The 26,326-nt window shown below is 68.8% G+C and carries 20 protein-coding genes; 8 read left to right on the top strand and 12 right to left on the bottom strand.

From position 1 onward, the window contains the following. Positions 1 to 108: 108 nt before the first annotated feature. The 3 genes from ACYVJS_RS06405 to ACYVJS_RS06395 form a co-directional block, all read right to left on the bottom strand. Positions 109 to 684, bottom strand: a complete 576-nt coding sequence (locus ACYVJS_RS06405) for a DoxX family protein (RefSeq protein WP_234074297.1) — start codon at positions 682 to 684, stop codon at positions 109 to 111. Between the two features lie 138 nt (positions 685 to 822). Next, positions 823 to 3,186, bottom strand: coding sequence for an acyltransferase family protein (locus ACYVJS_RS06400; RefSeq protein ID WP_460738817.1), 2,364 nt, complete (start codon positions 3,184 to 3,186; stop codon positions 823 to 825). A 72-nt stretch (positions 3,187 to 3,258) separates the two neighbouring features. Continuing rightward, complete coding sequence (locus ACYVJS_RS06395) at positions 3,259 to 3,519, bottom strand: glutaredoxin family protein (RefSeq protein ID WP_460738815.1); 261 nt, start codon at positions 3,517 to 3,519, stop codon at positions 3,259 to 3,261. A 162-nt stretch (positions 3,520 to 3,681) separates the two neighbouring features. Here ACYVJS_RS06395 and ACYVJS_RS06390 point away from each other — a divergent pair, with 162 nt between their 5' ends. After that, positions 3,682 to 4,836 (top strand): glycosyltransferase, encoded by a 1,155-nt coding sequence (locus tag ACYVJS_RS06390; RefSeq protein WP_460738813.1) that lies wholly within the window; start codon positions 3,682 to 3,684, stop codon positions 4,834 to 4,836. Positions 4,837 to 4,846: 10 nt separating this feature from the next. Here the strand turns inward: ACYVJS_RS06390 and ACYVJS_RS06385 are convergent, their stop codons facing one another. Next, positions 4,847 to 6,004 (bottom strand): polysaccharide deacetylase family protein, encoded by a 1,158-nt coding sequence (locus ACYVJS_RS06385; RefSeq protein ID WP_460738811.1) that lies wholly within the window; start codon positions 6,002 to 6,004, stop codon positions 4,847 to 4,849. Positions 6,005 to 6,181: 177 nt separating this feature from the next. Between ACYVJS_RS06385 and ACYVJS_RS06380 the strand changes: the two genes are divergently transcribed. The 4 genes from ACYVJS_RS06380 to ACYVJS_RS06365 all read left to right on the top strand — a co-directional run bounded on the left by ACYVJS_RS06380 (position 6,182) and on the right by ACYVJS_RS06365 (position 11,349). Continuing rightward, positions 6,182 to 7,882 (top strand): AMP-binding protein, encoded by a 1,701-nt coding sequence (locus ACYVJS_RS06380; protein ID WP_460738809.1) that lies wholly within the window; start codon positions 6,182 to 6,184, stop codon positions 7,880 to 7,882. Positions 7,883 to 7,951: 69 nt separating this feature from the next. Continuing rightward, on the top strand, positions 7,952 to 8,782 hold the full coding sequence (locus ACYVJS_RS06375) for a PhzF family phenazine biosynthesis protein (protein WP_460738808.1): 831 nt from the start codon (positions 7,952 to 7,954) through the stop codon (positions 8,780 to 8,782). A gap of 135 nt (positions 8,783 to 8,917) precedes the next feature. Continuing rightward, on the top strand, positions 8,918 to 9,574 hold the full coding sequence (locus ACYVJS_RS06370; RefSeq protein WP_460738806.1) for a fasciclin domain-containing protein: 657 nt from the start codon (positions 8,918 to 8,920) through the stop codon (positions 9,572 to 9,574). Between the two features lie 59 nt (positions 9,575 to 9,633). Further along, entirely contained in the window at positions 9,634 to 11,349 is a 1,716-nt protein-coding gene (locus ACYVJS_RS06365; protein WP_460738804.1) for a molybdopterin-dependent oxidoreductase, read from the top strand. Between the two features lie 111 nt (positions 11,350 to 11,460). Here ACYVJS_RS06365 and ACYVJS_RS06360 read toward each other — a convergent pair whose 3' ends face one another. Then, complete coding sequence (locus ACYVJS_RS06360; RefSeq protein WP_460738802.1) at positions 11,461 to 11,766, bottom strand: heavy-metal-associated domain-containing protein; 306 nt, start codon at positions 11,764 to 11,766, stop codon at positions 11,461 to 11,463. Between the two features lie 119 nt (positions 11,767 to 11,885). On the opposite strand from ACYVJS_RS06360, the gene ACYVJS_RS06355 reads away from it, so the two are divergent. After that, positions 11,886 to 12,506, top strand: a complete 621-nt coding sequence (locus tag ACYVJS_RS06355) for a hypothetical protein (protein WP_460738800.1) — start codon at positions 11,886 to 11,888, stop codon at positions 12,504 to 12,506. A gap of 45 nt (positions 12,507 to 12,551) precedes the next feature. Further along, positions 12,552 to 12,689 (top strand): hypothetical protein, encoded by a 138-nt coding sequence (locus ACYVJS_RS06350; RefSeq protein WP_460738798.1) that lies wholly within the window; start codon positions 12,552 to 12,554, stop codon positions 12,687 to 12,689. A 71-nt stretch (positions 12,690 to 12,760) separates the two neighbouring features. Here ACYVJS_RS06350 and ACYVJS_RS06345 read toward each other — a convergent pair whose 3' ends face one another. Further along, the gene (locus ACYVJS_RS06345; RefSeq protein WP_460738796.1) at positions 12,761 to 13,783 is read right to left on the bottom strand and encodes an aldo/keto reductase; all 1,023 of its coding nucleotides are present in this window, start codon (positions 13,781 to 13,783) and stop codon (positions 12,761 to 12,763) included. A gap of 94 nt (positions 13,784 to 13,877) precedes the next feature. Between ACYVJS_RS06345 and ACYVJS_RS06340 the strand changes: the two genes are divergently transcribed. Beyond that, on the top strand, positions 13,878 to 14,453 hold the full coding sequence (locus ACYVJS_RS06340; protein ID WP_460738794.1) for a TetR/AcrR family transcriptional regulator: 576 nt from the start codon (positions 13,878 to 13,880) through the stop codon (positions 14,451 to 14,453). 773 nt (positions 14,454 to 15,226) lie between these two features. Here the strand turns inward: ACYVJS_RS06340 and ACYVJS_RS06335 are convergent. Genes ACYVJS_RS06335 through ACYVJS_RS06310 form a run of 6 tightly spaced genes read right to left on the bottom strand, consistent with a single transcriptional unit; the run spans position 15,227 to position 26,143 of the window. Continuing rightward, positions 15,227 to 18,043, bottom strand: coding sequence for a polysaccharide lyase family 8 super-sandwich domain-containing protein (locus ACYVJS_RS06335; RefSeq protein ID WP_460738793.1), 2,817 nt, complete (start codon positions 18,041 to 18,043; stop codon positions 15,227 to 15,229). Positions 18,044 to 18,091: 48 nt separating this feature from the next. Further along, positions 18,092 to 21,094: an alpha-mannosidase gene (locus tag ACYVJS_RS06330; protein ID WP_460738791.1), complete on the bottom strand. Its 3,003-nt coding sequence runs from the start codon at positions 21,092 to 21,094 to the stop codon at positions 18,092 to 18,094. Then, entirely contained in the window at positions 21,091 to 22,878 is a 1,788-nt protein-coding gene (locus ACYVJS_RS06325) for a glycoside hydrolase family 3 protein (RefSeq protein ID WP_460738789.1), read from the bottom strand. Before ACYVJS_RS06325 ends, ACYVJS_RS06330 begins: the two co-directional genes overlap by 4 nt. 3 nt (positions 22,879 to 22,881) lie before the next feature. After that, complete coding sequence (locus tag ACYVJS_RS06320; protein WP_460738787.1) at positions 22,882 to 23,805, bottom strand: carbohydrate ABC transporter permease; 924 nt, start codon at positions 23,803 to 23,805, stop codon at positions 22,882 to 22,884. Next, positions 23,802 to 24,761 (bottom strand): carbohydrate ABC transporter permease, encoded by a 960-nt coding sequence (locus ACYVJS_RS06315; protein ID WP_460738785.1) that lies wholly within the window; start codon positions 24,759 to 24,761, stop codon positions 23,802 to 23,804. The genes ACYVJS_RS06320 and ACYVJS_RS06315 overlap by 4 nt, the downstream gene beginning before the upstream one ends. After that, complete coding sequence (locus ACYVJS_RS06310; RefSeq protein WP_460738783.1) at positions 24,758 to 26,143, bottom strand: ABC transporter substrate-binding protein; 1,386 nt, start codon at positions 26,141 to 26,143, stop codon at positions 24,758 to 24,760. The genes ACYVJS_RS06315 and ACYVJS_RS06310 overlap by 4 nt, the downstream gene beginning before the upstream one ends. Positions 26,144 to 26,326 lie beyond the last annotated feature (183 nt).

The raw sequence follows: 26,326 nt of genomic DNA, 5'->3' as shown, positions 1-26,326 counted from the left end.
GGAGAGGACCGCGGGGTTGGGAGTGGAGAGGGCGGGGACGTGCAGACATGACGATGCGGCGCTCCCCGGGCGAGGAAGCGCCGCACCGTCACGCGGCCAGCAGGTCGGCTAGATGAGCCAGTGGTTCTTCTGCACGATGGGCAGCTTGCGCCACTGGGCGCCGAGGCCCCACGTTTCGCCGGCCGCAAGTGCGACGAAAACGATGAGCATGAGGGCGTAGATGATGTGGTAGTCGACGACCGGGTTGGTGGAACCGGTGCCCCAGATCATCGGGAACTCCGCCATCCACATGAAGAGCATGATCGCGCTGCCGGCGACGGCGGCGACCCGCATCCCGATGCCGAGCATGACGGCCAGTCCCACGCCGAGCATGCCGGCCATGAACAGGACGTCGGTCAGCGGCGTCGCGATCGCCTGGAAGATGCCCTTGAACGGGCCGCTCACGGCCTCGCTGTTGAGGAAGCCCTGAGCGGGTGTGCCGCCGTTGATCCAGGCCCGCTCGACCGGGGTGGAGAAGCCCAGGCCGAAGGTCTTGTCGAGGAAGGCCCACAGGAAGATGAAGCCGGTCGCGAAACGTGCGATGGCGACGGTGCGTCGAGCCGCGAGGCTCGTGACGACGCTCGCCTCTGCCGTGATCGGCTTGGCAGCGACCTGCGTCCGGACATTTGCGGTGATGGTGGCCATGAGAGGTGTGCTCCTTTCGATCCCTCGGAGCGGCGGTGTGGGGCCGGAACCTGGGGGCTGTGTTTGTTTGGTGGTTCCACCCTCCTCCGCTCGCACGGGTGCGAATAGGGACCTAGGTCCCACCGTCACTGCCGTCGCTCAGAGAAGTCCTGCGGTGGCCAGAGATGCCCGCAGAATCGGGGCGATGTGCTCCGCGAATGGCACGGTGAGGTGCGTCTGGTCGTACTTGACCGGCAGCGTCCCCGCGAACGCGGGGCACACGCCCTCCCAGCAGCTGAACGGCAGGGAGCTGATCGCGTGATCACCGGATGCGGCAGCCGCACGTTCCGCCAGCGCCTCCATCTGCTGCCAGGTCGGCGACACCGCGCTCGCGCAGTCGTAGGGCGAGGTCAGCGGCGAGTAGCAGCGAGCGAGATCGGCGCCCTCCGGCGGAGGCGCGAGATGGACGATCCGTCCCGGCGCGTCGTAGCCGGCGGCCTCCGCCTGCTGCGACGCGATGAGCGTGTCGGCGCTCAGGTCCTGCCCGTCCGGGGTATGGCCGAGCGTGTAGGCGTTGCTCATCACGACGACGTTCGGGGCGTCGGCGAGAACCATGGCGCGCACGTCGGCCTTGCGCTGCTCGCAGGCTGCCATGACGCCCGCGCCGTCGTTCTGCACGGCCACCTCGGTGAACCGGCAGCCGTAGAGCCCGACGGTCGTCACGCGGATGGCGCCGCCGCTGTCCTCCGCCATCTTCTTGAATGCGGGGGCGTACGCCATGGCGGTCGAGTCGCCGACGAGGTAGATGCGGGTGGCGGCCTGCTCGGACCCCCAGCTGCACCGGCCCGCATCCGGTGCCACGTCGGGCGCGAAGCAGTCCCGTGCCGGGTTGTCCGCCGAGCCGCGGGCGATCACGGTGTCCAGGGACGGCGACAGTGCAGGCCATGCCGTGGCGGATGCAGCGGCCGCCAGCTCGTTCTGCACGGCGGTGATCGGATCGTCGCCGCCATCCGCCTGCGTCTCGGCGGGCGGCGTGAGCGGTCCGATCACCGGTGCGCCGAAGATGCTCTGCGCCACGAGCACGGCGGCCAGGACGGCGATGCCGAGGCCCGATGAGGCGAGGGCGATCTGCGCTCCGAAGCGGGCCCGCCAGGCCTTCCAGGGAGACCGTTCGTCGTTCTCCTGTTCGTCGGGCGAGACGTCGACCGCGTCGATCGGCACGATTACGGGTTCGGGATCGGGATCGGCGAGTGCCGGCTCGAGAACAAGGTCGGCGGCGAGCGGGAGCGGCCGAGGCGAGCCGGGGTAGTACCGGGTGCCCGGCGTCCATCCCGCGGGGCGTGTGGCCACGACGCGCGGTCGCGGCGCGGCGGGTATGGCCGGAAGGGTGGCCGGCTGAGGGGTGATCGGCTCCGGCGTAGTGGGCTCGGCCGCATCCGCTCGCGGCGCGAGTGGTGCATACCGCAGCGGCTGCTCGACGATCAGGTAGGTCGCCAGCGACAGGACGGTGATCGCCCCCAGCGTGAGCCAGAGCGCGTCGTCGCGTCCGGCGAGCACGACCGAGGCGAGCACGATGACCGGAAAGTGCCACAGGTACAGCGAGTACGACATGTCGCCGACGAAGACGCTGACGGGATTCGTCAGCGGGAACAGGTGTCGGTGGCGCGGGTCACCGCCGACACCACCCGCCAGCACGAGGGCCGTGGCCGCGACGGGCAGCGCGGCCCAGGGGGCAGGAAAGCCGCCTGCGGCCGGATCGATCACCGCGAAGGCGGTGACGATGCCTGCGAGGCCGACCCAACCCATGACCCCGCCGACGGCCCTCGGGATGCGGGACAGGAGCGGTGCTGCGGCGGCCAGCACGGCTCCCGCTCCGAGCTCCCATGCGCGAGTGAGCGTGGAGAAGTAGGCGACGGTCGGCTCGGACGCCGTCTGGGATGCGGCCCACGCCGCCGAGGCGAGCACGATCACCGCCGCGATCGCCCCGACGGTGAGACGTCCGTGCCGTCCGCGCCACGCGGCGGTGGGCAGCACCAGGAGGCTCAGCGCGACGACCCCGGGCCACACGAGGTAGAACTGCTCCTCGACCGAGAGCGACCAGAAGTGCTGCAGCGCGGAGGCCGCATCCGTCGCGTGGAAGTAGTCGGTGCCGTCCGCCGCGAAGTGCCAGTTCGCCGCGAAGAGCATGGACCACACCGCGTCGTGAAGTGTGCGCTCAGCGACGACGGCGTTGAACACGACGAAGCCCGCGCCGACCGTCAGGGCGAGGACGACGGCGGCCGCCGGCAGCAATCGCCGCGCTCGCCGCCCGTAGAAGCGGGCGAGGCGCACGCGTCCCGTCGTCTCGACCTCGCGCAGCAGCAGGCCGGTGATCAGGAAGCCGGAGATGACGAAGAACACATCGACACCCACGAACCCGCCGCGGGGCCAGCCCGCGGCATGGGCGCCGACGACCGCGAGCACAGCGAGGGCGCGCAGGCCCTGGATGTCTCGGCGGGATGCGGGGGAAGGAGTGCGGTTCACGTGCTGATTCCGGCGGAAGCCGGAATCAGTGTACGGGGAGCGGTCCCACGCCCCGACGGGGCGCCATCCCGCTCAGATGATCGACAGCTCGCGTAGCTTCGTATCGACGTCCGCGTTGGACGGCTCGACGTGGTGGGTCGCGTCGGGATAGACCACCACGGGGATGTTGGTGCGGCCGGAGATCTCGCGGGCGACCTCCGCGGCGGCGGGGTCGGCCTCGAGGTCGACGTAGGTGTACTCCACGCCCAGCTCATCGAGCTGAGCCTTCGTGCGGCGGCAGTCGCGGCACCACTCGGCGCCGAACATCGTGATGCCGGATCCCGTTTCGCTCATGGATTCCAGCGTACGGGTAAACGGCCCGTGATCGGGTGGTTACGAGTTGGCTAGCGGATTCCTATGTGGATGCTCAACCCCAGGGAATTGACATCACGAGCGTGCCAGGATGAGCAATGTCGCCCGCACTCGGGCGTTCACAGCTTCCATCAGGCGGTGCACATGCAGGTCACGGTCATCGTCCCGACGTTCAACGAGGCGCCCAACGTGGCAGAACTCGTGCGTCGGGTCGCCGCAACCGCGAAGGGCTTCAGCGTCGACATCCTCTTCGTCGACGACAGCACGGACGAGACGCCCGACGTCATCCGACGCGTGGCGGCCACCGCCAGCATCCCCGTTCGACTCATCCATCGCGACGACCCGGCGGGCGGTCTGAGCGGAGCCGTCGTCGCGGGTCTGGATGCGGCGCCCAGCGACGTGTGCATCGTCATGGACGGCGACCTGCAGCATCCGCCGGAGGACATCGCGCGCCTGGTTGCGCGTTACCTCCACGGTGACGTGGACGTCGTGGTGGCCTCGCGCTACACCGCCGATGGCACCGCGGGTGGTCTCGCCGACCGTTCGCGTGTCATCGTCTCGCGCGGCTCGACCGCCGTGACGAAAGCCATGTTCCCGATCCGCCTGCGCGAGGTCACCGACCCGATGACGGGGTTCTTCCTCGTCGATCGTCGCGCCATCGATCTCGATCAGCTGCGCCCGCGCGGCTTCAAGATCCTCCTCGAGATCCTCGCGCGTCGTTCGCTGCGGGTCGCCGAGATCCCGTTCGCGTTCGCGGACCGGTTCGCGGGCGCCTCGAAGGCCTCGTTCTCGCAAGGCATCTCGTTCCTGGCGCAGCTGGCCATGCTCCGCTTCGGCAAGATGTCCGCCTTCGCGCTCATCGGCGCGCTGGGGGCGGTGGCCAATGTCGCGATCGTCTGGCTGCTCTCGCACGCCGGCATCACGGACCTCGCGGCGATGATCATCGCGGCGGAGACGACGATCATCGCCAACTTCCTGCTGCAGGAGCGGTTCGTCTTCCAGGACATGCGAGAGCAGGCGTCCGGCATCGGCAGCAGGTTCGCGAAGTCGTTCTCGTTCAACAACATCGAGCTGCTGATCCGCATCCCGATCACGACGCTGATGATCTCTACGTGGCACATCTCGGTGGTCATCGCCACCGCGGTCACCCTCGTGGCGGCCTTCGTGGTGCGCTTCCTGTTCCACTCGCTGGTGGTGTACGCACCCCGCAGCGCTTCGTCGCCGCGCCCGGCTCCCTCGCGCGCCCGGTACTTCGTCGAGGAGATCGACCGCCAGGCGATCTCGCCCGGGGAGGTCTGACCCGGCGGTCTCAGCCGATCAGGTTGATGAGCTCCTGCAGACCCATCCCGTAGTTGATGCGCACGGTGGGAAGCGCGAGCTTGTCGGTGCCGGCGTGCACGTAGCCGGGTTCGATGGTGCGAGCCATCTCGTAGCCGGCCTGACGCAGCCCCTCTTTGGCCGTGTCGTTGTAGTGACCGTAGGGGTAGGCCATGACCTCCTTCGCGCCGAGGATCTGGGCGGAGGTGTTCATGTCGGCGACGATCTGGTCGACCGAGTAGTTGACCATCCGGCCCTTGCCGTTGTCTCCCGCCGTGTGCATGTCGTGCGTGTGGGAGCGCTGGAGCACATGCAGTCCCGGTGACGGCGCCTGCCGCGCGGCGGTGATGACGAACGACGTCGTCAGCACGCCGTACTTCTCGACAACGGGGACGGCGAGCTCCAGCCAGGTCTGGTCGGCGTCGTCGTCGGTGACGATCACGGACTGGTGGGGAAGGAAGAGCCGGCCGTCGATGAAGGCGCTGAGCTCGTCCCAGGTCGGCAGGTAGAACTGCTTCTCGGCGATGTAGGCCATGTGGGCGTCGAAGTCGTTGATGTAGGCGTAGTTGCCCTTCAGCCAGCCGTCCTCGCCCTCGGGACGGGCCGTGAACTGGTGGTACATGAGGATCGGGACGCCGACGTCCTCGCTCGCCACCTCGTCGGGAGTCTTCCACGCACCGTAGAGCGTGATCTCATCGTCGGTGCAGGTGACGACGTCGGCGCCGTTCACGCGCGCCGCGATCGTGAAGGCCTGCGCGTCGGCGGGAGCGGCGTACCACCCGGCGAAGACGGCGCCCTCGCGGCGCGGAATCGGCAGGTAGGCGTACAGCTTGCCCTGCGACTGCAGCTGCGGCTGCTCGGTGATCGCGTCGCCGGCGAAGCTCACGGCGCACGCAGCCGGGTCGTCGCTGTCGGCGAGAAGCTGCTGGCTCGCGGTGAGGGGCGTGGGCGTCGGGGTGGGCGTCGGTGTCGGGGTGGACGGATCCGCCACCTGAGCCGCCGGCGTCGGCGCCGAGGTCACCGCGCGCACGACGGCCACGACACCGACGACGACCAGGACCAGGGCGAGGACGCCGACGGCCGCGGTGAGCGCTCTGCGTCGGCGCAGAACCGAGCGGCGTCCACGGTGTGCTCGTCTGGTCGTCTCCATGAATCCCCCGGTGCCGTGCGGTCGGCTCCCCCTGGCGGCGACGACCGCACCGATGCTATCGGGCCCCGCGCGCAAACGGATGCCGCGGCCCGCACATACGCCGTCCTAGACTGACCGGACGGTGCCAGAGCCCGCTCGCGCGCGCCGCATCCTCTCCCCGTCGAGAACGAAGACACGATGCTCCACTCCGCCGCCGGCCGCGCGTTCCGCGAGGCCAGGGACTTCCTGCTCGCCCACTCCCACGACATCGAGGCCGCTCGCGCGGGGTTCGTCTGGCCCGATGTGGGAGACCACTTCAACTGGGCCGTCGACTGGTTCGACGAGATCGCTCTCGGCAACGACCGCCTCGCGCTGCGGGTGCTCGAGGAAGACGGCAGCGAGGCGTCGCGCACGTACGACGAGATGCGCGTACGCTCCGACCGCGTCGCGAACTGGCTGCGTGAGCAGGGCGTGCGCCGCGGCGACGCCGTGATGCTGATGCTCGACAACCGGGTCGAGCTCTGGGAGGCGATGCTCGCCATCATGAAGCTGGGCGCCGTCATCCTGCCGACCTCGGTCGTGCTCGGCCCCGACGATCTCGCCGAGCGCATCGAGCGCGCGGGTGTCCGTGTCGTGATCGCGGATGCGGCGGATGCGGAGAAGTTCGACGCGCTCGACCCCGACCTCGTGCGGGTCGTCGTGGGCGGCGACCGAGCGGGCTGGGCCTCGTTCACGGATGCGGACGCCGCATCCGACGAGCGCCCCGGGGTCGTCGTGGACTCCACCGACACGGCGATCGTCTACTTCACCTCCGGGACGACCTCGCGCCCGAAGATGGTCGAGCACACCCACGTCTCGTACCCGGTGGGTCATCTCAGCACCATGTACTGGATCGGCGTGCGCCCCGGCGACGTGCACATGACCATCAGCGCGCCCGGTTGGGGCAAGCACGCCTGGAGCCTGTTCTTCTCGCCGTGGATCGCCGAGGCGACCGTCTTCGTCTACAACTACCGCCGCTTCGACGCGGTGGCGCTCGCCGGCGAGCTCGATCGCGCAGGCGTCAACACGTTCTGCGCACCGCCGACGGTGTGGCGCATGCTCATCCAGGCCGACCTCGAGCACAAGCCGCGGGCGCTCCGCGAGCTGCTGTCGGCCGGGGAACCGCTCAACCCCGAGGTGATCGCCACGATCGAGCGCTGGTGGGGTATCCAGATCCGCGACGGCTACGGCCAGACCGAGCTGACGGCCGTCATCGGCAACACCCCCGGTGTGGCGCTCAAGCCCGGATCCATGGGGCGCGCGCTTCCCGGCGTCGAGATCGTGTTGCTGGATCCGCTCACCGGCGAAGTGGCCGACGAGGGGGAGATCTGTCTGCCCACGGCTCCCGTGCGGCCGCTGAACCTCACGCCCGGCTACATCGGAGAGCCCGAGCGTACGGCCAAGGTGGAGCACGACGGGTACTACCACACGAGCGATGTCGCCGTCCGGGACGCCGAAGGATTCCTGACCTTCGTCGGGCGCACGGACGATGTGTTCAAGGCCAGCGACTTCAAGGTGTCGCCGTTCGAGGTCGAGTCGATCCTGCTCGAGCACGCGGCCGTCGCCGAAGCCGGCGTCGTCGGTGCCCCGGATGCGGTGCGGCTGAACGTCGTGAAGGCCTACGTCGCGCTCGCTGCGGGAGTGGAACCGGATGCGGCGACCGCCCGCAGCATCCTCGCGCACGCGCGCGAGCACATGCCCCCGTACATGCGGGTGCGGCGGGTGGAGTTCTTCGAGCTGCCCAAGACGATCTCCGGCAAGATCCGCCGTGTCGAGTTGCGTGAGCGCGAGGAGGCGGCCGGATCCGAGCGCATCGGCTCCGAGTTCCGCGAGAGCGACTTCCCCGACCTCAAGGGCTGACCTCAGACCGGTCCACGCAAGGCCGGGTGGACCGGAGCCGGTGCGCCCGGGCGTGGGTAGCGTGGCACCGTGAGCGAGATCGAGCACTGGACCGCCTTCTCCGACGACCCCACGGGCGGCAACCCGGCCGGGGTCGTGCGCTCCGCCCAGGGGTGGAGCGAGGAGCGGATGCAGCGCACCGCCGCCGACCTCGGCTACGCCGAGTCCGCGTTCGCGACGACGGATGAGGGCGGCGTCCGCCGCATCCGCTACTTCTCTCCGATCGCCGAGGTGCCCTTCTGCGGTCACGCGACGGTCGCAACGGCCGCGGCCCTCGCAGAGCGCGAGGGCGACGGTCGATTCGTCTTCGAGACCGCGGTGGGCGGCATCGAGATCACGACGCGATCGGACGACCGAGGGCGCATCGTGTCGTTCACGAGCGTCGAACCGGATGCCGCGGAGCTGACGCCGGAGACGCTGGACGAGCTCGTCGCGCTGCTGGGCATCGATCGCGACGCGCTGCATCCGTCGTATCCGCCCGCTCTCGCGTACGGCGGCAACTGGCATCCGCTTCTCGTGCTCGCCGAGCGCCCGGTGTTCGACGCATTCGCCTTCGACCCCGCCGCTGCGCGCCACCTGCTGGACGCGAACGGCTGGCCGGCCACGATCATCGTGCTGTGGCCCGAGAGCGACACGCAGTGGCACGCACGCAACATCTTCCCCGTCGGCACGGTCACCGAGGACCCGGCGACGGGCGCCGCAGCTGCGGCGACGGGCGGTTACCTGCGCAGCCTCGGCCTCGCTCCGCGGCACGTCCGAATCCACCAGGGTGCGCACGTCGGGCGGCCGAGCGTGCTCGATGTGGACGTGACCGAGACCGGCGGAATCGTGGTCTCCGGGAGGGCCGCGCGCATCCGCTAGAAATTCTTCCCATCCGTTTCACGGAGCACGCCGAACAGATGATGTACGCCGCAAGAGTGCGGCTGCCTCGCTCCCGGCACCGGGGCGTGTTCTGAACGAGTCGGCACACAGCGACTCTCTGATTCGGAGGACATCATGCGCACCAACAAGAAGCACCTGTTCGGCGGCCTCACCCTTCTCGCCGTCGCCGGGTTCGCACTCGCCGGCTGTGCGGGCGGATCTGCCGGCACGTCCGAGAGCACCATGGCGCCCGAGACCTCGACGGCGGCTCCGATGCCCAGCAAGACCATGGATGCCGCCTCCGACCTCGTCGGCGCCGGCTGCGCCGACTACGCCGCGATGGTTCCGAGCGGCGCGGGCTCGGTCGAGGGCATGTCGCTCGACCCGGTGGCGACGGCCGCATCCAACAACCCGCTGCTCACCACCCTCGTGGCGGCCGTCAGCGGCCAGCTGAACCCCGACGTGAACCTCGTCGACACGCTCAACGGCAGCGAGTTCACGGTCTTCGCTCCCGTCGACGAGGCCTTCGGCAAGATCGACGCTGCGACCATCGACTCGCTGAAGACCGACAGCGCGGCGCTGACCAAGATCCTCACCTACCACGTGGTCCCGGGCCAGATCGCGCCGAGCGACATCGACGGCACGCACACCACGGTCGAGGGTCAGGACGTGACGGTGACCGGCAGCGGTGACAACATCATGGTCAACGACGCCAAGGTCATCTGCGGTGGCGTGAAGACCAAGAACGCGACCGTGTACCTCATCGACTCGGTGCTGATGCCCCCCATGTGATCCCTGAACACTGACGACACTCCGGCGTGATCCGCCGGACCGGCGAGCGGAGACCGACCATGACACGACTGCGGATGCGCACGACGTGGGGTTGGGCTTCGCTCGCCGGAGTCGTTGCGGCGGCGGCCTTCCTCGCGGTGAGCGAGGCTGTCGCCGCCCTCGTCTCCCGGGGCACCAGCCCCCTGATCGCGGTCGGCTCGTTCGTCATCGACATCGTGCCGCGACCTCTCAAGGAATTCGCGATCTCGACGTTCGGGACCGCTGACAAGCCGGTGCTGCTCGCCTCACTCGGCGTGGCCGTCGTGATCGCCGCCGCCGTCATCGGGATCGTCGAGACGTTCCGGCCGCTCTGGGGCGTCGTGCTCTTCGCGCTCGCCGCCGCACTCGCGACCGCCGCCGTCGTCACACGCGCGGATGCGGGGGCCCTCGCCGGAGTGGCGTGCGTCGCCGGAGCCGCCGTCGGGATCGCGATGCTCGTGCTGCTCGCCCGCCGCCTGCGTCGCTGGAAGCTCGCCGAGGCTGCCCCCGCCCCCGCCCCCGCCCCCGCCCCCGCCCCCGCCCCCGCCCCCGCGGCCGCGCCCGCGGCCAGCAACTCGTCCGCCGCCGCGAGCTCTGTTCAAGAGAGCCCTGACGCGGCCTCCGGCGGCTCGGCACCGCGTCCCGCGTCCCCCGAACGGCGCCCGAAGTCCACGCCGTCAGAGGTGCAGATGGACCGCCGCGGGTTCTTCATCCTCACCGGCATCGTCGCCGCATCCGCCGTCGTGGTGGGCCTCGGCGCTCGGGCGCTGAACGCGACGACCGCATCCATCCGGCAGATCCGCGATGCGCTCCGGCTGCCGGCCCCGAAGACGACGGTTCCCATCCCGCAGGGCGCGGAGCTCGACGTCGACGGCATCTCCCCCCTCTTCACGCCAAACGCCGACTTCTACCGTGTCGACACCGCGCTGACGGTTCCCACGGTCGACCCGAACATGTGGCGCCTCGTCGTCGACGGGATGGTCGACAAGCGCGTCGAGTTGAGCTTCGACGACCTCCTCGCGCTCGGACTCGACGAGTACGTGATCACACTCACGTGCGTCTCGAACGAGGTCGGCGGCGACCTGGTCGGCAACGCGCGGTGGCTGGGCGTGCCGGTGCGTACCGTCCTGGCCGCGGCCGGCGTGCAAGCCGGTGCCGACATGGTGCTCTCGCGCAGCGTCGACGGTTTCACCGCATCCACTCCGCTCGAATCCCTCACGGACCCCGGAATCGACGCCATCCTCGCGGTCGCGATGAACGGCGAACCGCTGCCGTTGGAGCACGGCTTCCCGGTGCGGATGGTGGTTCCCGGGCTCTACGGCTACGTGTCGGCGACGAAGTGGGTCGAGGAGCTGAAGGTCACGACCTTCGCGGCCGACACCGCCTACTGGACGCCGCGCGGCTACAGCGAACGCGCACCCATCAAGTTCTCGTCGCGCGTCGACACCCCGAAGATCGGCAAGCCGGTCGCGGCGGGCAAAGTACCGATCGCCGGTATGGCGTGGGCGCAGGGCGTCGGCATCTCCGCCGTCGAGGTGAGCATCGACAACGGCGAGTGGCAGCGCGCCACGCTCTCGTCTCCCGTCAACAAGGACGCCTGGGTGCAGTGGGTGCTCGAGTGGGATGCGGCGCCCGGTTCTCATTACATCGCGGTGCGGGCGATCAACGCCGCGGGCGAGCTGCAGATCGAGCAGTCCGCGCCCATCGCTCCCGACGGCTCGTCCGGCTGGCAGCGCACGCTCGTGACGGTGAGCTGACGCGCGACCGCTTCATCCCGCGAGACTGCATTTCCGCCACGAGATCACGGGTATTACCCGTGATCTCATGCGGATAAAGCAGTCTCGCGGGCGTTGCGGGCGCGGCGCGACTCAGGCCAGCGAGTAGCCAGCTTCGTCGATCGCGGCGGCGATCGTCTGCGGGTCGACGGGGGATGCGGAGCGGAAGGTGACGCGTGAGGTGCCGCCGGCCTGCAGGTCGACCGACACATCGGTGACGCCGTCGATGGCGGTGAGTTCCTGGGTGACGGCCGACGCGCAGTGCGCGCATGTCATTCCGGTGACGAGGATCTCTTGGGAGCCTTCGGTTGCCGGCTCCGATGCGTGGCGGTCGCCGTGACCGCCGCAGGCGCAGGCCGCCTTGGGCTCGGTGCGGCCGAACTCGATGCGCTGGATCATGTGTGCTCCGTTCCGAGACCAGCATACCCCCAGGGGGTATGCGTCAGTGTGGATTGCGCCCACTCTACGACGATGTGGATAACCCTTCGGCCGCTGGGCGCCGTCTGTAAGCTCCCTCCGTGCCGACCTCCCGTCCGTTCACCCGACTCCTGACCGCCCTCGCGCTCGGATGCGGCGCTGCGCTGCTCGCATCCTGCGCCGCCGCCGCTCCGGCCCCTGCCGAGGGTGACCCCGATTCCAGCGCGGCGCCGGCGGGCGAGGAGCCCTCCTCGCCGCAGGCTGCCGGGGGAGGCGATTCGTTCACGGTCGAGGGCGTGCTGTCGCGCTACCCCTCGTGCGGGGCGATCGGCGCGGTGGTTTCCGCTCAGATCGCGGGGCTCGATGTTTCAGACGAGACCATCGAGGACGGCTCCGTGAGCTGCTATTGGGGGTCGCCCATCGGAGCGGAACCGGTGGTCTTCGGTGTGACCGTCGATCCGAACAACGGTGTCGGCGACGTGCCGGATACGGACACGATCGCGCTGTCCGGGCTGGAGTATGTTCCGGATGCGGGCCTTGAGGCGGCGGGCGGGATCGCGAGTCTCCTACGTGCCGTGGGCGATCGCGCCAGCCTGACGACCACGACGACCGTGCCCGGTGTCTACATCTCCTTCTCGCAGGTCAAGGTGGGAGCTGATCCGGACTTCGGCGGTACCGCGGCCGTGGCCGCCGCGAAGCAGCTGCTCGGCATCGACGGCTGATCTCGCGCCGACCCATGCCGCGTTGAGCGGTTCTACGCTCGAGAGATGACCTCTCGACAGCCCCCGTGGGTATGCCCCACCTGCGGCGACGCGCTGCGGTTCGAGATCCTCGACGATGCGGCCTTCCTCGTCGCGTGGTCGTGCCTGAACTGCGGCCTCGTCCGCGTCACCGAACCCGCCTGAGCCCTCCGGTCGTTGAGCGAGCGCAGCGAGACGAAACGCACCCCCTGCACATCAGGGACGCCAGCATCCGATCAACCCTCCATCCGTTCCGACACGGGCCGGCGGCGAAGCGCAGCGTCGCCCACCTCCGGTCCGCGGTAGACCATGTCCATCGCGCCGATGCTCTCGCCCGGCGGGACGATCGCGTCGATGCGGTCGAGCACCTCGTCCGACAGGGCGATCTCCGCGCCGGCGAGTGTGGATTCCAACTGCTCCATCGTGCGGGGTCCGATGATCGCCGACGTCACTCCCGGGTGGGCGAGGGGGAACGCCATCGCCAGGTGCGAGAGGGGGATGCCGACCTCATCCGCCAGGGCGACGAGTTGCTCGATCGTGGCGAGCCGGCGCTCGTCGCGGAAGTGCTGCATGCCGGTGCCGGCGCGGAAGTTGTCGTTGGTCCGCCCTGCTCGGTACTTGCCGGAGAGCGCGCCACCGGCGAGTGGGCTGTAGACGAGCGTGCCCATCCCGTAGCGCTGCGCGACCGGCAGGATCTCGCGCTCGATCTCCCTGTCGAGGATCGAGTAGTTCGGCTGCTCGGTGCGGAAGCGCTCGAAGCCGCGCCGCTCGGAGGCCCACTGCGCCTCGACGATCTCGGATCCGCGCATCGATGAGGATCCGATGGCGCGCACCTTGCCCTGGCGGACCAGATCGGTGAGAGCGGAGAGCGTCTCCTCGATGTCCGTATCGGGGTCGGGCCGGTGGAGCTGGTAGAGGTCGATGTAGTCGGTGCCGAGGTTGCGGAGCGAGCGCTCGACCGCATCCATGATCCAGCGGCGAGATGCGCCTCGGTGGTTGATGTCGTCGTCGACCGGACCGTAGAACTTGGTGGCGAGCACCACCTGGTCGCGGCGGCCGCGGAGCGCTTCGCCGACCACCTCTTCGGAGTCGCCGTAGCGGTCCGCCGTGTCCACGAAGTTGATCCCGGCATCGAGGGCGCGGCGGATGATCCGGACCCCCTCCTGCCGGTCCGGGTTGCCGTACGAGCCGAGCATCATGGCGCCGAGGGCGTAGGGGGTCACCTTGATGCCGGTGCGGCCGAGGGTGCGGTACTGCATGGGATCCTCCGCTAGTCTGTGGAATACGGAACACCGTTCCGCTCTCGCTCACAATACGGAACGATGTTCCGTTTGGCAAGGAGGTCTCGCCGACGTGTCCGTGGAATCGGCTGCAGCAGCGCCTCGTCGACCCCGTGCGGATGCGGCGCACAACGCCGCCGCGCTCCTCGCCGCGGCCCGGGTCGTCTTCGCCCGCGCGGGCGTCGATGCTCCCGCGCGTGAGATCGCCGCGGAGGCCGGCGTGGGTGTCGGGACGCTCTACCGTCACTTCCCGAACCGCGCGGAGCTCGTCGCCGCCGTGTTCACGACGGAGATCGACGCCACGGCCGCCGCTGCCGCGGAACTGCTCGACGAACTCCCCCCGGGCGAGGCCCTCGATCGGTGGGTCGAGCGGTTCACCCGGTTCGTGGCCACGAAGCAGGGCCTCTCAGCGGCGCTGATCTCCGGAGACCCCGCGTTCGAGTCTTTGCCGGCCCACCTCATCGCGAAGCTGGGTCCGGCCATCCGGATGCTCCTGGATGCGGCAGTGGATGCGGGTGAGGTGCGTTCAGGCGTCGACCCGATTCAGCTGCTGCAGGCCATCGGCGACCTCAGTCACCGTGCGCCGTCGGCGGACGGATCACCGAACGCGATGGTCCGCCTCCTGCTCGACGGGCTGCGGCTGCGCTAGTCGAGTCATCAGTGGCGCATCATTGTGCCGTCTGAGCAGAGAGCGTGCGCGCATGCGCGATAGCTTTCATGAGGACGGGGTGATTCTGACTGATGTCGAATCGCTCGCAGATTGTGCCCACGAGGGCCATGCCCTTATCGAGGTCCCCGACAGCGATCTGCAGGAGTCCGCGGGTGAGATCCGTCTGGACATCGTTGTGTGGTCCGAATCTTCGGAAGGTCATGGTGGCTCGGGCGTTCATGAGATCGAGCAGGTGTGCAACAGCGACCACGCGGGAGAAGTCTTGAGAAGCCGTCGACCAGACGTCTCGAGCCACTGCGTCGACGTGTCGCCCGGAGTCGGTAGCGACGATGGAGCACCACCGCGGGACACTGCCCGCGTCATCGATCGGGTCGATGGTGACATCGAAGTCGGCGCTCTTGGCGGTCCTCTTCCACGAGGGGCGGCCGCCGCGGACCTTCGGTACGAAGTCGACGCCGAACCCCCACCTCGCTGAGTACTGCGCCCCGTGATCGCCTGGAACTCGAGGATTCGCCTGATCTCGTTTCGTGGCTCGCTCACCCAGCGTCGGTCAGACGTACGCTCGAATCCGTCTGGCACGGCCCTGTGAAGGGCGTCGAGGGTGGGTTCGGGTAACCCGTACGCCAAGATGGTTCTCGTCACGGTCGCTCAACATACTGCGGTTCTCTGCCATCGCGCGCGGTTCTGAGGTTGAAACGCGTCGGAGATGCGTTGCTCGAGGATTGGGCCCGCCCTGATCGATCGACGGGAGGTCAGCCGCCTGCCGTCGGCATCAGCTTGAGGTAGTCCAGCATCATCTTGTAGCCGGACGATGCGCTGCTCTTGCCCGTCGTCGTCAGTCTCACCAGATAGCTTCCGGGCGCCGGGAACGCGTAGGAACCGAACGTGAGGTCCTTCTGAGCGGGCGTTGGAGTCCAGAAGAAGTCCTGCGGGCTGCCGACGTTCGTCCCGTTGACAGACAACTGGTAGATGCCCGTTCCGCCGACTTTGAAGGCACGGGCCACGACGTCGTACGTCCCTGCCTGCGGCACGTCGACGCTGTACTCGAGGTAGTTGCCGACCGCGGTGTTGTTCACGCCGACTCTCTTGCCGCCGCTCGCGTTCGTGTCGTCGGTGACGGTGACGGAGTTCGTGAGCGCATGGACCGGGAGCGTCTCGGCCTCGTAGACGCCCGGCACCGCGATCGGTGCGGGGTTGGGCTGCTGGGCTCCCCCGAGCGCGAGCTTGACGTTGATGTTCTTGCCACGCGCGCCGTTCATGTCGATCTTGAGCTCGACGGTCGGCGTGTACTGCAGCACCGTGACCTCGGGATCTTTCGAGATGACTCCGGTCGCCGGGCTGTCGAGGCTGAGATAGACGTATCCGACGTTCTTCTGCGTGGGATCGGCCACCGAGAGTTCGACGCTGTCTGCGGTCCGGTTCATCATGATCGAGGCCTTCTTGTCCGAGGTGACTCCGCCGGCCGACGTCGGCTCGTCCCTCCAGAAGTTGATCCCTGTGACGTTCAGCGCGTTCTCGCGCACAGCCTGAACGGATGCGGAGTTCGCGAGGATCGTGATTCCCGGATCGGCTGCATAGCTGTTCACCTGCGCGCTCGTCTTGTTCGGGAGCAGGACATAGGAGTACGCCGCGTTGGTCGGGTTGGTTCCCTGATCCAGCGCGAGGGACAGGTAGTTGCGGGTGATCGGCGTGCTATTCGCCCAGCCCGATGCCGAGTTGAGCTGCTTCCAATTGCCCGTTCGCTGCTCCCGCAGCCCGTTCACGGTCGCGCCGCCGGGGAAGTAGTAGCCCACATCCGAGCCGGCCACGCTCCCCGCGAGGTGCACGGTGTTCACGCCGGCCTCGGTCTTCGCCCAGCCGAGAGCGGATGGCTTGGCGGTGCCGTTGACGGTGAGCGTGTTGTCTCCCGCGGTGTTCAGCTTGCGGTTCTCGACGATCGTCTCGGTCGCGATCCCGTCGGTGCTGGTGATGCCGGCCCCCAGCGCGACGATCTCGTCGTCGAACATGAACCACGACTTCTTGCCCTCCAGCGTGCGTCCGATCGGGTGCAGGTCCATCCCCGTGACGCCGTATCGGTCGAGGATGCTCGCGCCGCCGACCCAGGACCTGTCGGTCCGGGTGTTCGCGGGCTGGGTCGTGTTCTTCAGAACCGTCGTTCCCGGGAGGCGGTAGCTGTCGACCGTCGGCCAGAAGTCGTCGTTGAACTGGCTGAGGTCCTGGTTATAGAGGTAGGTCATCCCGTCGCCGGTGTGCCATCCCTTGGCGTTCTCGGCATTGATCGCCTCGTAGGCGCCGATGCGGCTCGAGGCCATGCTGATGCCGAAGCCGTAGCCCGGTCGCAGGTGGACGGTGCGGTCCATGCCGGTGAACTGCCGATTCGTCACGAGCTCGTCGCGCTCGGGCACGGAGGTGTCGCCCAGGATGCTCTTCGCGGACACGATCAGATTGACCGACACGTTCGACAGGAATGTCTTGTCGGAGTCGGCCGACAGCCAGGACTTGATCATGCTCATGAACGCGGCTGCGTCTGAGGGCGCCGCGATGTCGGACAGCCGCACGATGGACGCCAACACCGACACCGCGGCATCGTCGTCCTGCGCGCCGAACCGGCTCATCTCGCGGCCGCGGACCATATCCATCAGATTGCCCTTGTAGATGAACGGCTCGTAGGCGTCGTAGATCCACTCGAACACGTTGGCTCTGCTCGGATCCGTCACCTCCCAGGTGGACCCGTCGAGCAGATACATGAGGTCTGCGATCCCGGCGAGAAGGGATGCGCCGTATCCACCGTTGTAGGCGTAGAAATTGTGCTGCACGAACGACCCGTCCGCGTAGAAGCCGTCGCCGGTCGTGACATAGGGGAAGAGTGCGCTCAGGCCGTCGCGACCGGCGGCGACGCGCGTGGCGTCCTGCGCGTTGATGCCCGAGATGGTGATGACCTGGCTCTCCCACAGCCGGTTGGCGCCGGTCATGGTGACGGTCGGCTGGTAGAACGTGATCGCGGCCATGTAGTTCGAGACCTGAGTGCTGGTGAGGTCGCTGTAGATCAGGGCGACGATGTCGTTCAGTGCCAACGGCGCTCCGATGTCCCAGTGCCACCAGTTCTGGTACCGGGCTTTGCCGTCGTAGTACGCGTTCGTGTCCATCCAGTCGAGTCCGTCGATGAGGTCGGCTTCGAGCTGCGTGTTCCCCTGCAGGGTGGAACCCTCGGTCGCGTAGGCGAGGGCCATGTCGCGCAGATGCTGATAGGTGCGGGTCAGGCTGGCCGAGTCGTTGCCCAAGGGCGAGTCGTCCCAGAGTCTGTTGCGGTCGGCATTCTTCTTCATCGAGGTCCAGGATTGCTGTCCCGCCGCCGTGATGGTCGCGATGCGGGCCGCGATGTCGGGGTCCGAGGCGTCGAAGGTCGAACCGCCGGTCAGCATCGCGGCGTACTTCTGACGCACGGTGTCGAACGCGGTCGCTGTCGTCGCACTGCTCGGCGCAGCGGGGTGGAGCACGAGGGCTCCCGTGATCATTGCGAGCGCGACGGTCCAGCCGGTCGCCCGCCGTATCGAAGTTCCGAACATCATCGTCCTCATTCGCTGGTGGTTCTGTGTGTGGGAAGGATGTGCCCGCGCCTATCGCGTGCAGCGCAGGGTCACGATCTCGAAGGGGCGCAGGGTCAGGACGATGTCCTCGCCCGGCGCGAACGCCCGGCCGCCGCTGAGTTCTCGCTCGAGCAGGTCCGCCTCGCTGACACGCGCATCGGGAACATCGATGCGCAGTGTCGTGGTGCGGCGGCCGCCGGACGCCTCGTACAGGCGGACGATCACGTCGTCGGAGCCGTCCTCGGCGAGCTTGACGGTCTCGACGCGGATGTCGGGCTCACTCGAGCGGACGAGCGGCGCGACCGCCCGTGCCCCGCGGACGTGGCGTAGGCCGCGGTCCAACCGGTGCCCCTCCGCGGCCGCCTCACGGATGCCCGCGCCCGGGCGGATGGCGAAGGCGACGTCGTGCTTCCCGCGATCGGCGTCGGGGTCGGGGAAGGAGGGCGCGCGCAGCACCGACAGCCCGACCGTCGTGGTCGTTCCGCCGTCGGGACGCGTGTCGCGCTCGACGGAGTGCCCGTAGGTGGAGTCGTTCGCGATCGCGACGCCGTAGCCGGGCTCGCCGACGTGGATCCAGCGCTGCGCCACGATCTCGAACCTCGCCGCATCCCACGAGGTGTTCGTATGGGTGGGGCGTTCGACGTGGCCGAACTGGATCTCGGCGCTCGACCGTTCGGCGTGCACATCGAGGGGCACGTACATCCGGAGCAGTCGGTGCCGCTCCTGCCAGTCGACGTGCAGCGTGATGTCGACGGCGCCGCTGCCCGGCCGCAGGCTCACGGTCTGCACGATGGTCGACGACCCGATGGACCGTGTCGCACTCACCTGCGCTACGCCGTCGGCCATCGTCGCGGCGACCTCGTCGGCGTTCCCGAGGTCGACGGCCCGCGCGCGGTAGTGGCGGTCTATGTCCCACGCGTCCCACTTGTCGGGCCGATCGGGATGGACCGACAGACGACCGGCGCGCTCGCCGGGGGCGATCGCGTCGCGCCCCGTGGCGTCGCGCAGCGATCGCAGCAGGCCGGCGCTGTCCACCTCGGCGCGGATGACGCCGTTGTCGAGCACCCATCCGCCGTCCTCTGCGGGCAGGAGGGTCGTCGGTGCCTCGTGCGCGACGGCGACCTCGATCGCGCCCGCAGGCACACCGTCGAGAACGAGCGTCGACGAGTTCGCGGTGAGCGCGAGATCTCCCTCACCGGTCAGGGCGAGGATGCTGGTGCGCACGAGCGCGTCCAACTCGCGTTGCAGCCGGGCATGGTCGGCCTCGGCCTCCCGGTGCACCCAAGCGATCGAGCTGCCGGGCAGGATGTCGTGGAACTGCAGCAGCAGAGTCCGCTCCCATGCCCGGCGCAGCATCTCGCGCGGATACGGGAGCCCGGTGCGTACGACGGCGGTCGCCGCCCACAGCTCCGCCTCGTGCAGCATCCGCTCCACCCGCCGGTTGCCCTGCTTGGTGCGCAACTGACTCGTCAGGGTGCCGCGGTGCAGTTCGAGATACATCTCGCCCGACCACACCGGCAGGTCTGTGTTCTCGACGGCGGCGCGCTCGTAGAACTCGCGCGGCGTGCCCAGGTCCACCCGGGGCGATCCCTCGAGGTTGGCCTGCCGATGCGCGGCGGCGATCATCTCGCGAGTGGGGCCGCCGCCCCCGTCGCCCCAGCCGAACGGCGCGAGCGATACCGTGCCCGTGCCGTGATCGAGGTAGGTGCGTTCGGCGTGAGTGAGCTCGGCGGGCGAGAGCTCGGCGTTGTACGTCTCGATGGGCGGGAAGTGCGTGAACACCCGGGTGCCGTCGATGCCCTCCCACCAGAAGGAATGGTGGGGCATCCGGTTCGTCTGGTTCCACGAGATCTTCTGGGTCATGAACCAGTCCGACCCCGAGAGCCGGACCAACTGCGGCAGCGCCGCGGAGTACCCGAAGGTGTCGGGCAGCCACACCTCGGTGGTCTCGACGCCGAACTTCTCGAGGAACCAGCGCTTGCCGACGATGAGCTGCCGCGCGGTGGCTTCCCCTCCCGGCAGGTTCGTGTCCGGCTCCACCCATTGACCACCGACGAGGACGAACCGCCCCTCGGCGACCTTCTGCCCGATCCGCGCGAAAAGGTCGGGGTAGCGCTCCTCGATCCACGCGAGTTGCTGGGCCGAAGAGCAGGCGAAACGCAGATCGGGGTGCCTCTCGAGCAGATCGAGGACGTTCGAGAAGGTCCGCGCGCACTTGCGGACGGTCTCGCGCGCGGGCCACAGCCAGGCGGAGTCGATATGCGCGTGCCCGACGGCGACGACGCGGTGCGCGCTCGCTGCGGCCGGGGACGACAGCACGGGGGCCAGCAGCGCGCGCGCTCGTTCGATGGATGCGGGGAGGTCGTCGGGATCGACCGCGTCCAGCATGAGATCCAGCGCGCGCCAGATCCGAGCGGCGCGTGGCGATGCAGGCGCGAGTTCGGTGGCGAGCCCGGCGAGGACCTCGACATCGTGCAGGAGTTCTTCAGCGCGCCCGTCGATCAGGGCCAGCTCGAGCCGTTCCAGCCGATACAACGGGGGTGCGCCTGCGTCGGGCGGAGCGCCGAGTGACGTCGTGCGCCAGTGTGATTCGGGAGGGATCGTGGGGTTCGCGGCCAGCTCGAGGTAGACATCGAGCGTCTCTCCCTCGACGGGGAGCCAGGCGTTCCGGGGCGAGATGCCCTTGACCACGGTGCCGTCGGGACGGAACGCGAGGCCCTCCGCTTGAAATCCGGGGGCCAGGCCGTTGAACCCGAGATCCGCCACCAGTTCCACACGCCGGTGCGCGTCCCGCGTCCAGTCGGCGGGCACAGCTCCGCGCACGTGCAGCCACAGCGTGCTCCACGGTCGGCCCCAGGCCTCGCCGATCGCGAACGGGGTGAACGCGTGACCCACCGCATCCGCGAACGGGACCGGCTCGCCCGGCACGGCCCAGGCCTCGATCTCGACGGCCGCGGTGCGCACGACCGCTGCCGTGCGCAGGGTCTCTTCGACGAATCGCGTCACGCGGTCCGGCACGGACGTGCCGCTCACTGCGCTGCTCCGCTCGCGCTGAAGCCGACGGCGAAGAGCGGGTCGAGGGTGTCGCTCGGCACGTCCTCGCGCGACGTGCGCACCGCATCCATCGAGCGGGGGATCTCGAAAGGCAACCGACCACGGGGTGGGATGCGGCCGGTCAGAGCCGCGATGAGCGCCTCGTCGCTGGATCCGTAGGTGCCCACGAGTACCCGGGCGAGCGGCAGGAGAGGGGTAAGGATGGCCGGGCGTTCGAGTCCCACGTCGACCACCAGTGTCGTGACGGACGCGATGTACCGCAGCCGCGCCAGCAAGCCGGGGCGGAAATCGAGCGAGCCCTGGTGGAAGAGGGACTCGAACAGCAGGTCGTCGCGCGGATCGAACGGCGCAGGCAGACGCACGATCGCGAGGTCTGCCTCTTCGGGGCGCCCCACGATCTCTCCCAGCTCGCGCCCGGCCTCGGGCGAGATGCCCTCGACGTACACGCGCCGCGTCCCGGGCGTCACGGGCAGGAGCCGTCCCGTCTCCGGATCACCGTCGCGGAGCACGGTGACGGATGAGGCCTGCGCCCGGAACCCTGCCTCACGATGCGCGTCCGATCCGACGATCCGCTCGGCCTCGTCCTCGTCGACGAAGGGATCGTCGAAGAGCCCCAGCCGGAATTTCAGTTCGAGTAGGCGCCGTGCCGAGACGTCCAACCGCGCCTCGGGCACATGACCGGAGTGCACCAGGTCGACGAGCAGCTCGACGCACTCCTCGCCGCCGAACTGGTCGCACCCGGCGTCGAGGACTTTGATGATCCGTTCCGCGGGCGAGAGGTGCTCGACGCCCCAGGCCTTCGCCGGAAGCACCTGGCCCTGGGCGACGTTGTCGTGGATCAGCTCCCAGTCTGTGACGACGACGCCGTCGAAGCCGAGCTTCTCGCGCAGCAGCCGAGTGACGATCGCCCGGTTGTAGCCGAAGCCCACCTCCTCGACGGCTTCGCCGTCGAGCTCGAGACCGATCGGCATGCCGTAATACGGCATCATGCCCGCGGTGCCTGACGTGATCGCCGCGCGGAACGGTGCGAGGTGTTCGTCGAACCTGCCCCCGGGGTAGACCTGCTCGCGGCCATAGGGGAAGTGCGCATCCTCACCGCCCTGCTGGGGTCCTGCGCCGGGGAAGTGCTTCGTGACGCACGCGACCGAATCGGGGCCGAGGTCCGCGCCCTGAAATCCCTCGAGGTAGGCCGTGAGCGCACGGATCGTGCGGTCTGGGTCCGCGCCGAACGTCTGGAACTGCCGACCCCATCGCGGTTCGCTCGCAAGGTCGACCTGAGGGTGCAGAGCCATACGGATCCCGACAGCGAGGTACTCGCGCCGGGCGATCTCGGCGTGCAACCTGATGTCGGCGTCGTCCAGGGCGGCGAGTCCCAACGGTTCCGGCCACTGCGAGAAGCCGCGCGCCGCGAACGAGGCGCCCGCGTTCTCGGTGAATGCGTGCCGCGGGTCGGTGCTGATCGTCACGGGGATGCCGTGCGGGGTCTGTGCGGCGAGCCGCTGCAGCGCGTTCGCCCAACGGGCCGCCTCGCGCGGGCTGCCGAGGCCGTGCACGTTGAAGTGGTTCATGTGCTTGTCGAGCACAACCGTGCTCGTGGGCGACTTGCTCAGCGCACCGGCGGTCTCGACGAGCGTGCCGTTCGGGCCGGACTCGATGACGGTGTGGAACATCAGCCCGGCCTTCTCGGCCACGCTCAGGCGCCCCAGGAGGTCGGTCGTGCGTTCATGCGGGGACAGGCGGCGGTCGCGATACGGGTCGACCATGCCTCAGCCCTTCAGCCCGGAGAAGCCGATGCCGCGCACGATGGAGCGCTGGAAGATGATGAAGATGAGGATCGGCGGGATGCTCGCGATGAGCAGGCCGGAGATCAGGTAGGCGGGGTCGGTGGCCTGCGCCAGCCGTGGCAGCGCCACCGCGAGCGGCTGCGTGGTCGGATCCGTCAGCACGATGAGTGGCCAGAGGAACTCTTTCCACGCCGTCATGATCGACAGCAGTGAGACGACGGCGAGGATCGGCCGCGACATCGGCAGCACGATGCGCCAGAAGATGGTGAACCAACCGGCACCGTCGAGCTGCGCCGCCTCGAACAGGTCGCGGGGGATGTCCTCGAAGAACTGCTTGACCAGCAGGATCGTGAACGCGTTGGCGCCCGCGGGGAGCCACACCGCCCAGGGGGTGTCGGTGAGGCCGATCCCGAGCAGGGGCAGATCGAGCACCGTCAGGTACAGCGCGATGAGCGTCACCGTGCCGGGGACGAAGAGGGTCAGGAGGACGGCGCCGAAGACGAACCGGCCGTACCAGGGGCGGATCACGGCGAGCGCAAACCCCGCGGTCGCCGAGACGACCAGTTGAACGACCCACGATCCGCCCACGAGCACGATCGTGTTGCCGAGGTAGTGCCCGATGTCGAGCAGGGTCCACGCCGTCGGGATGTTCTCCCACTTGGCAGGATCGGGTACGAGGCTGAGCGGGTTCTGGACGAGGTCCGTGGTGGTCGAGATCGCCGCGCGCAGCATCCAGACCAGGGGGATCGCGCCGAGCGCGACGAGCCCGATGAACAAGACGATGTGCATCGCCCGCCAACCGACCAGGATGCGCGGTCGGCGCCAGTCGAAGCCGGACAGGATGCCGCGCTCGCGCGGCGTGGCGGCGCGGCGCAGGCGCCGAAGCGGGGGAGTGGTGAGGGTCATCGGGTACTCCAGGAACGTGTGAGCCGCAGATAGATCGCGGACACGATGACGAGGACGATCGCGAGCAGGAGGCTCAGCGCGGTGGCGACGCCGTAGTTGCCGAACAAGAAGGCGTAGCGGTAGATCATGAGCAGCACGGTCACCGTGGCGGTCGCGGGACCGCCGTCGGTCATGACGTAGGGCTCGGTGAACACCTGGATCGCGCCGATGATCTGCAGGAGCAGAAGGACGAGGATCACCCCGCGCATCTGCGGCAGCGTGATGTGGATGATGCGCTGCCAGACGGATGCGCCGTCGAGTTCGGCGGCCTCGTACAGTTCGGTGCTCACGCCGGTCAAGGCGGCGAGGTAGATGAGGATGGCGGTTCCGGCGCCCGACCAGGTGGCGACGATCACGAGGCTCGGCATCGCCAGCTCGGGTGACTGCAGCCAGGGGAGCGGACCGAGGCCGACGAGGGCGAGCAGGCTGTTGACGACCCCGGTCTCACCGGGGCTGAAGAACACCTTCCACAGCAGAACCGAGACCACCGGGGGGATGACGACGGGAAGGTAGGCCAGGATGCGTGCCGGCGTGCCTCCGCGACGGAGCTCCGACATCAGGACGGCGCACAGCAGGGGTACCGGGAGGCCGATAGCGAGCGAGAGGACGGTGAACCACAGGGTGTTCAGCGCGGCGCGCGGAAGCAGCGGGTCGGCGAACAGGATCTCGAAGTTGCGCCATCCCACCCATTCGGCAGGGTCCACCAGGTTGGTCTGCTGGAACGCGAGCACGGCGCTCTGCGCGATCGGCCACCAGGCGAAGTAGCCGAAGACGATCAGAGTGGGAGCGAGGAAGGCCAGTGCCGCCCACGCGGCGCGGCGGCGAGCGCCGCCGCGCCGCGTGACTCGGGGACGATCGGCCGCCTGAGCGGCACGGTGAGGCGCCGTGCCGCTCAGGCGTTCGGGGGTCAGGGTCATGACGCGTACTGCGCCAGGATCTGGTTGACCCGTGCCTCGGCATCGTCGAGCAGGGCGTCGATGTCGGCGTTGGGATCGGTCAGGACCGCCTGGACAACCGGGTCGAGCGCCGCGTAGATCTCCTGCGAGGCCACCGCCGGCTCGGGCACGTACTCGAACGCGTCGAGCGAGGCCACGTACGGCGCGAAGTTCTCGACAGGGACATTGACGTACTCGGCGATCGCGTCGCGGTAGGCGTCGTACGCCTCCTGGGTGAAGATCGGCGCCACCGGCACGCCGACCGGCAGGCCGTCGGCCGCGGAGGCCTCAGCCGTCTCGGCGGCGACCTCGAGGTCGTAGTTCGGGCGCAGCGCGCGCCACTCGATCCACTTGACCGCGGCGCGCTTCTCGGCCTCGGTCGCGGTTCCGTTCACCATCAGCACCGTCGCGCCCGCCAGGGTGGCGTCCGCGCCGCCCTGGGGCATCGGGCCGGCACCGAAGGCTGCCGGGTCTCCGCCGGCCGCGATGTAGTTGGGGTAGACGTCCGGCGGAGCCGTCACCCACATGCCGACGTTGCCCGCGGTGAACTCGGCGACCAGGTCCTCCTGCTTGCCGAGGACGTTGTCTCCCAGTGAGTCGTCCTCCCATCGCATGGCCTTCCACAGCTCCATGACATCGCGCGAGGCGTCGTCGTTGAATGCCGCGACCCAGGTGTCGTCCGACTTCTGCTCGATCATCTGACCGCCGAACGTGTAGTCGTACCCCGTGAGGTGCCACCCGCCGCTGTTGTTGGTCGTGATCTCGCCGAAGCCCGTCTTGCCGGTGGCGTTGGAGATCTGCTTGGCGTACTCGCGCACCTCTTCCCAGGTCTCGGGCGGGCTGTCGGGGTCGAGACCCGCCTGCTCGAAGAGATCGCGGTTGTAGACCAGGCCGAACGCGTAGCTCTTCTCGGGGATCCCGTAGACCGCACCGTCGCGCTCCAGGAACTGCATCACCCGCGGGTTCAGGTCGTCGAAGCTCTCGAGCTCGGCGGCGACATCCGCGATGTCGGCGACCTGTCCGCGTTCGATCAGAGTGGGCGGCTCGGTGAGCGGCACACGCAGCAGGGTCGGTGCGCTGCCGCCGGCCAAGCGGGTGGTGAACGTCTTCGCGTCCCACGGCACATCCGACGCCTCGATCGTGATGTTCGGGTTGGCTTCCTCGAACGCGGCGACCTGCCGCTCGAACAGTTCGACGGCTGCGGTGTTGGTCGCCGCCGGCTTTCCCATGACGCTGATGGTGACCTGCTCGTCGCCGTCGCTCGGGCCTGCGGCGTCGTCTCCACCGGTGCTGCAGGCGGCGACGCCGGCGAGCACGGGGACCACGACGAGGGCCGCGAGGGTGCGTCGGGTGCGCTGATGCATGATTCCTCCGTTCGGTCGCGACCGCAGGTGCGGTCGCGTGGCTAACCGACGGGGGCGGTGACCGGGAGTCCCGGGCCCACTCCGTCGTGTGCTGCGCCCAGTATGGGGAAGCTTGACACAGAATGCAATAAGTTCGATCAAGATAGAAAACCGAGCTTTAAAACTTGTGAAAAGTGCGTCGAG

The organism is Microbacterium neimengense, assembly GCF_054782995.1.
Note: the sequence above shows the minus strand (reverse complement) of the source record. Positions and strands in the feature narration are given on the sequence as shown.

Coding starts and splice junctions, on each gene's coding strand:
- ACYVJS_RS06360 (WP_460738802.1), bottom strand. CDS start 11,766: ATGATCCAGCGCATCGAGTTCGGCCGCACCGAGCCCAAGGCGGCCTGC.
- ACYVJS_RS06380 (WP_460738809.1), top strand. CDS start 6,182: ATGCTCCACTCCGCCGCCGGCCGCGCGTTCCGCGAGGCCAGGGACTTC.
- ACYVJS_RS06405 (WP_234074297.1), bottom strand. CDS start 684: ATGGCCACCATCACCGCAAATGTCCGGACGCAGGTCGCTGCCAAGCCG.
- ACYVJS_RS06325 (WP_460738789.1), bottom strand. CDS start 22,878: ATGGTCGACCCGTATCGCGACCGCCGCCTGTCCCCGCATGAACGCACG.
- ACYVJS_RS06315 (WP_460738785.1), bottom strand. CDS start 24,761: ATGACCCTGACCCCCGAACGCCTGAGCGGCACGGCGCCTCACCGTGCC.
- ACYVJS_RS06335 (WP_460738793.1), bottom strand. CDS start 18,043: ATGATGTTCGGAACTTCGATACGGCGGGCGACCGGCTGGACCGTCGCG.
- ACYVJS_RS06310 (WP_460738783.1), bottom strand. CDS start 26,143: ATGCATCAGCGCACCCGACGCACCCTCGCGGCCCTCGTCGTGGTCCCC.
- ACYVJS_RS06390 (WP_460738813.1), top strand. CDS start 3,682: ATGCAGGTCACGGTCATCGTCCCGACGTTCAACGAGGCGCCCAACGTG.
- ACYVJS_RS06350 (WP_460738798.1), top strand. CDS start 12,552: ATGACCTCTCGACAGCCCCCGTGGGTATGCCCCACCTGCGGCGACGCG.
- ACYVJS_RS06365 (WP_460738804.1), top strand. CDS start 9,634: ATGACACGACTGCGGATGCGCACGACGTGGGGTTGGGCTTCGCTCGCC.
- ACYVJS_RS06320 (WP_460738787.1), bottom strand. CDS start 23,805: ATGACCCTCACCACTCCCCCGCTTCGGCGCCTGCGCCGCGCCGCCACG.
- ACYVJS_RS06370 (WP_460738806.1), top strand. CDS start 8,918: ATGCGCACCAACAAGAAGCACCTGTTCGGCGGCCTCACCCTTCTCGCC.
- ACYVJS_RS06385 (WP_460738811.1), bottom strand. CDS start 6,004: ATGGAGACGACCAGACGAGCACACCGTGGACGCCGCTCGGTTCTGCGC.
- ACYVJS_RS06345 (WP_460738796.1), bottom strand. CDS start 13,783: ATGCAGTACCGCACCCTCGGCCGCACCGGCATCAAGGTGACCCCCTAC.
- ACYVJS_RS06395 (WP_460738815.1), bottom strand. CDS start 3,519: ATGAGCGAAACGGGATCCGGCATCACGATGTTCGGCGCCGAGTGGTGC.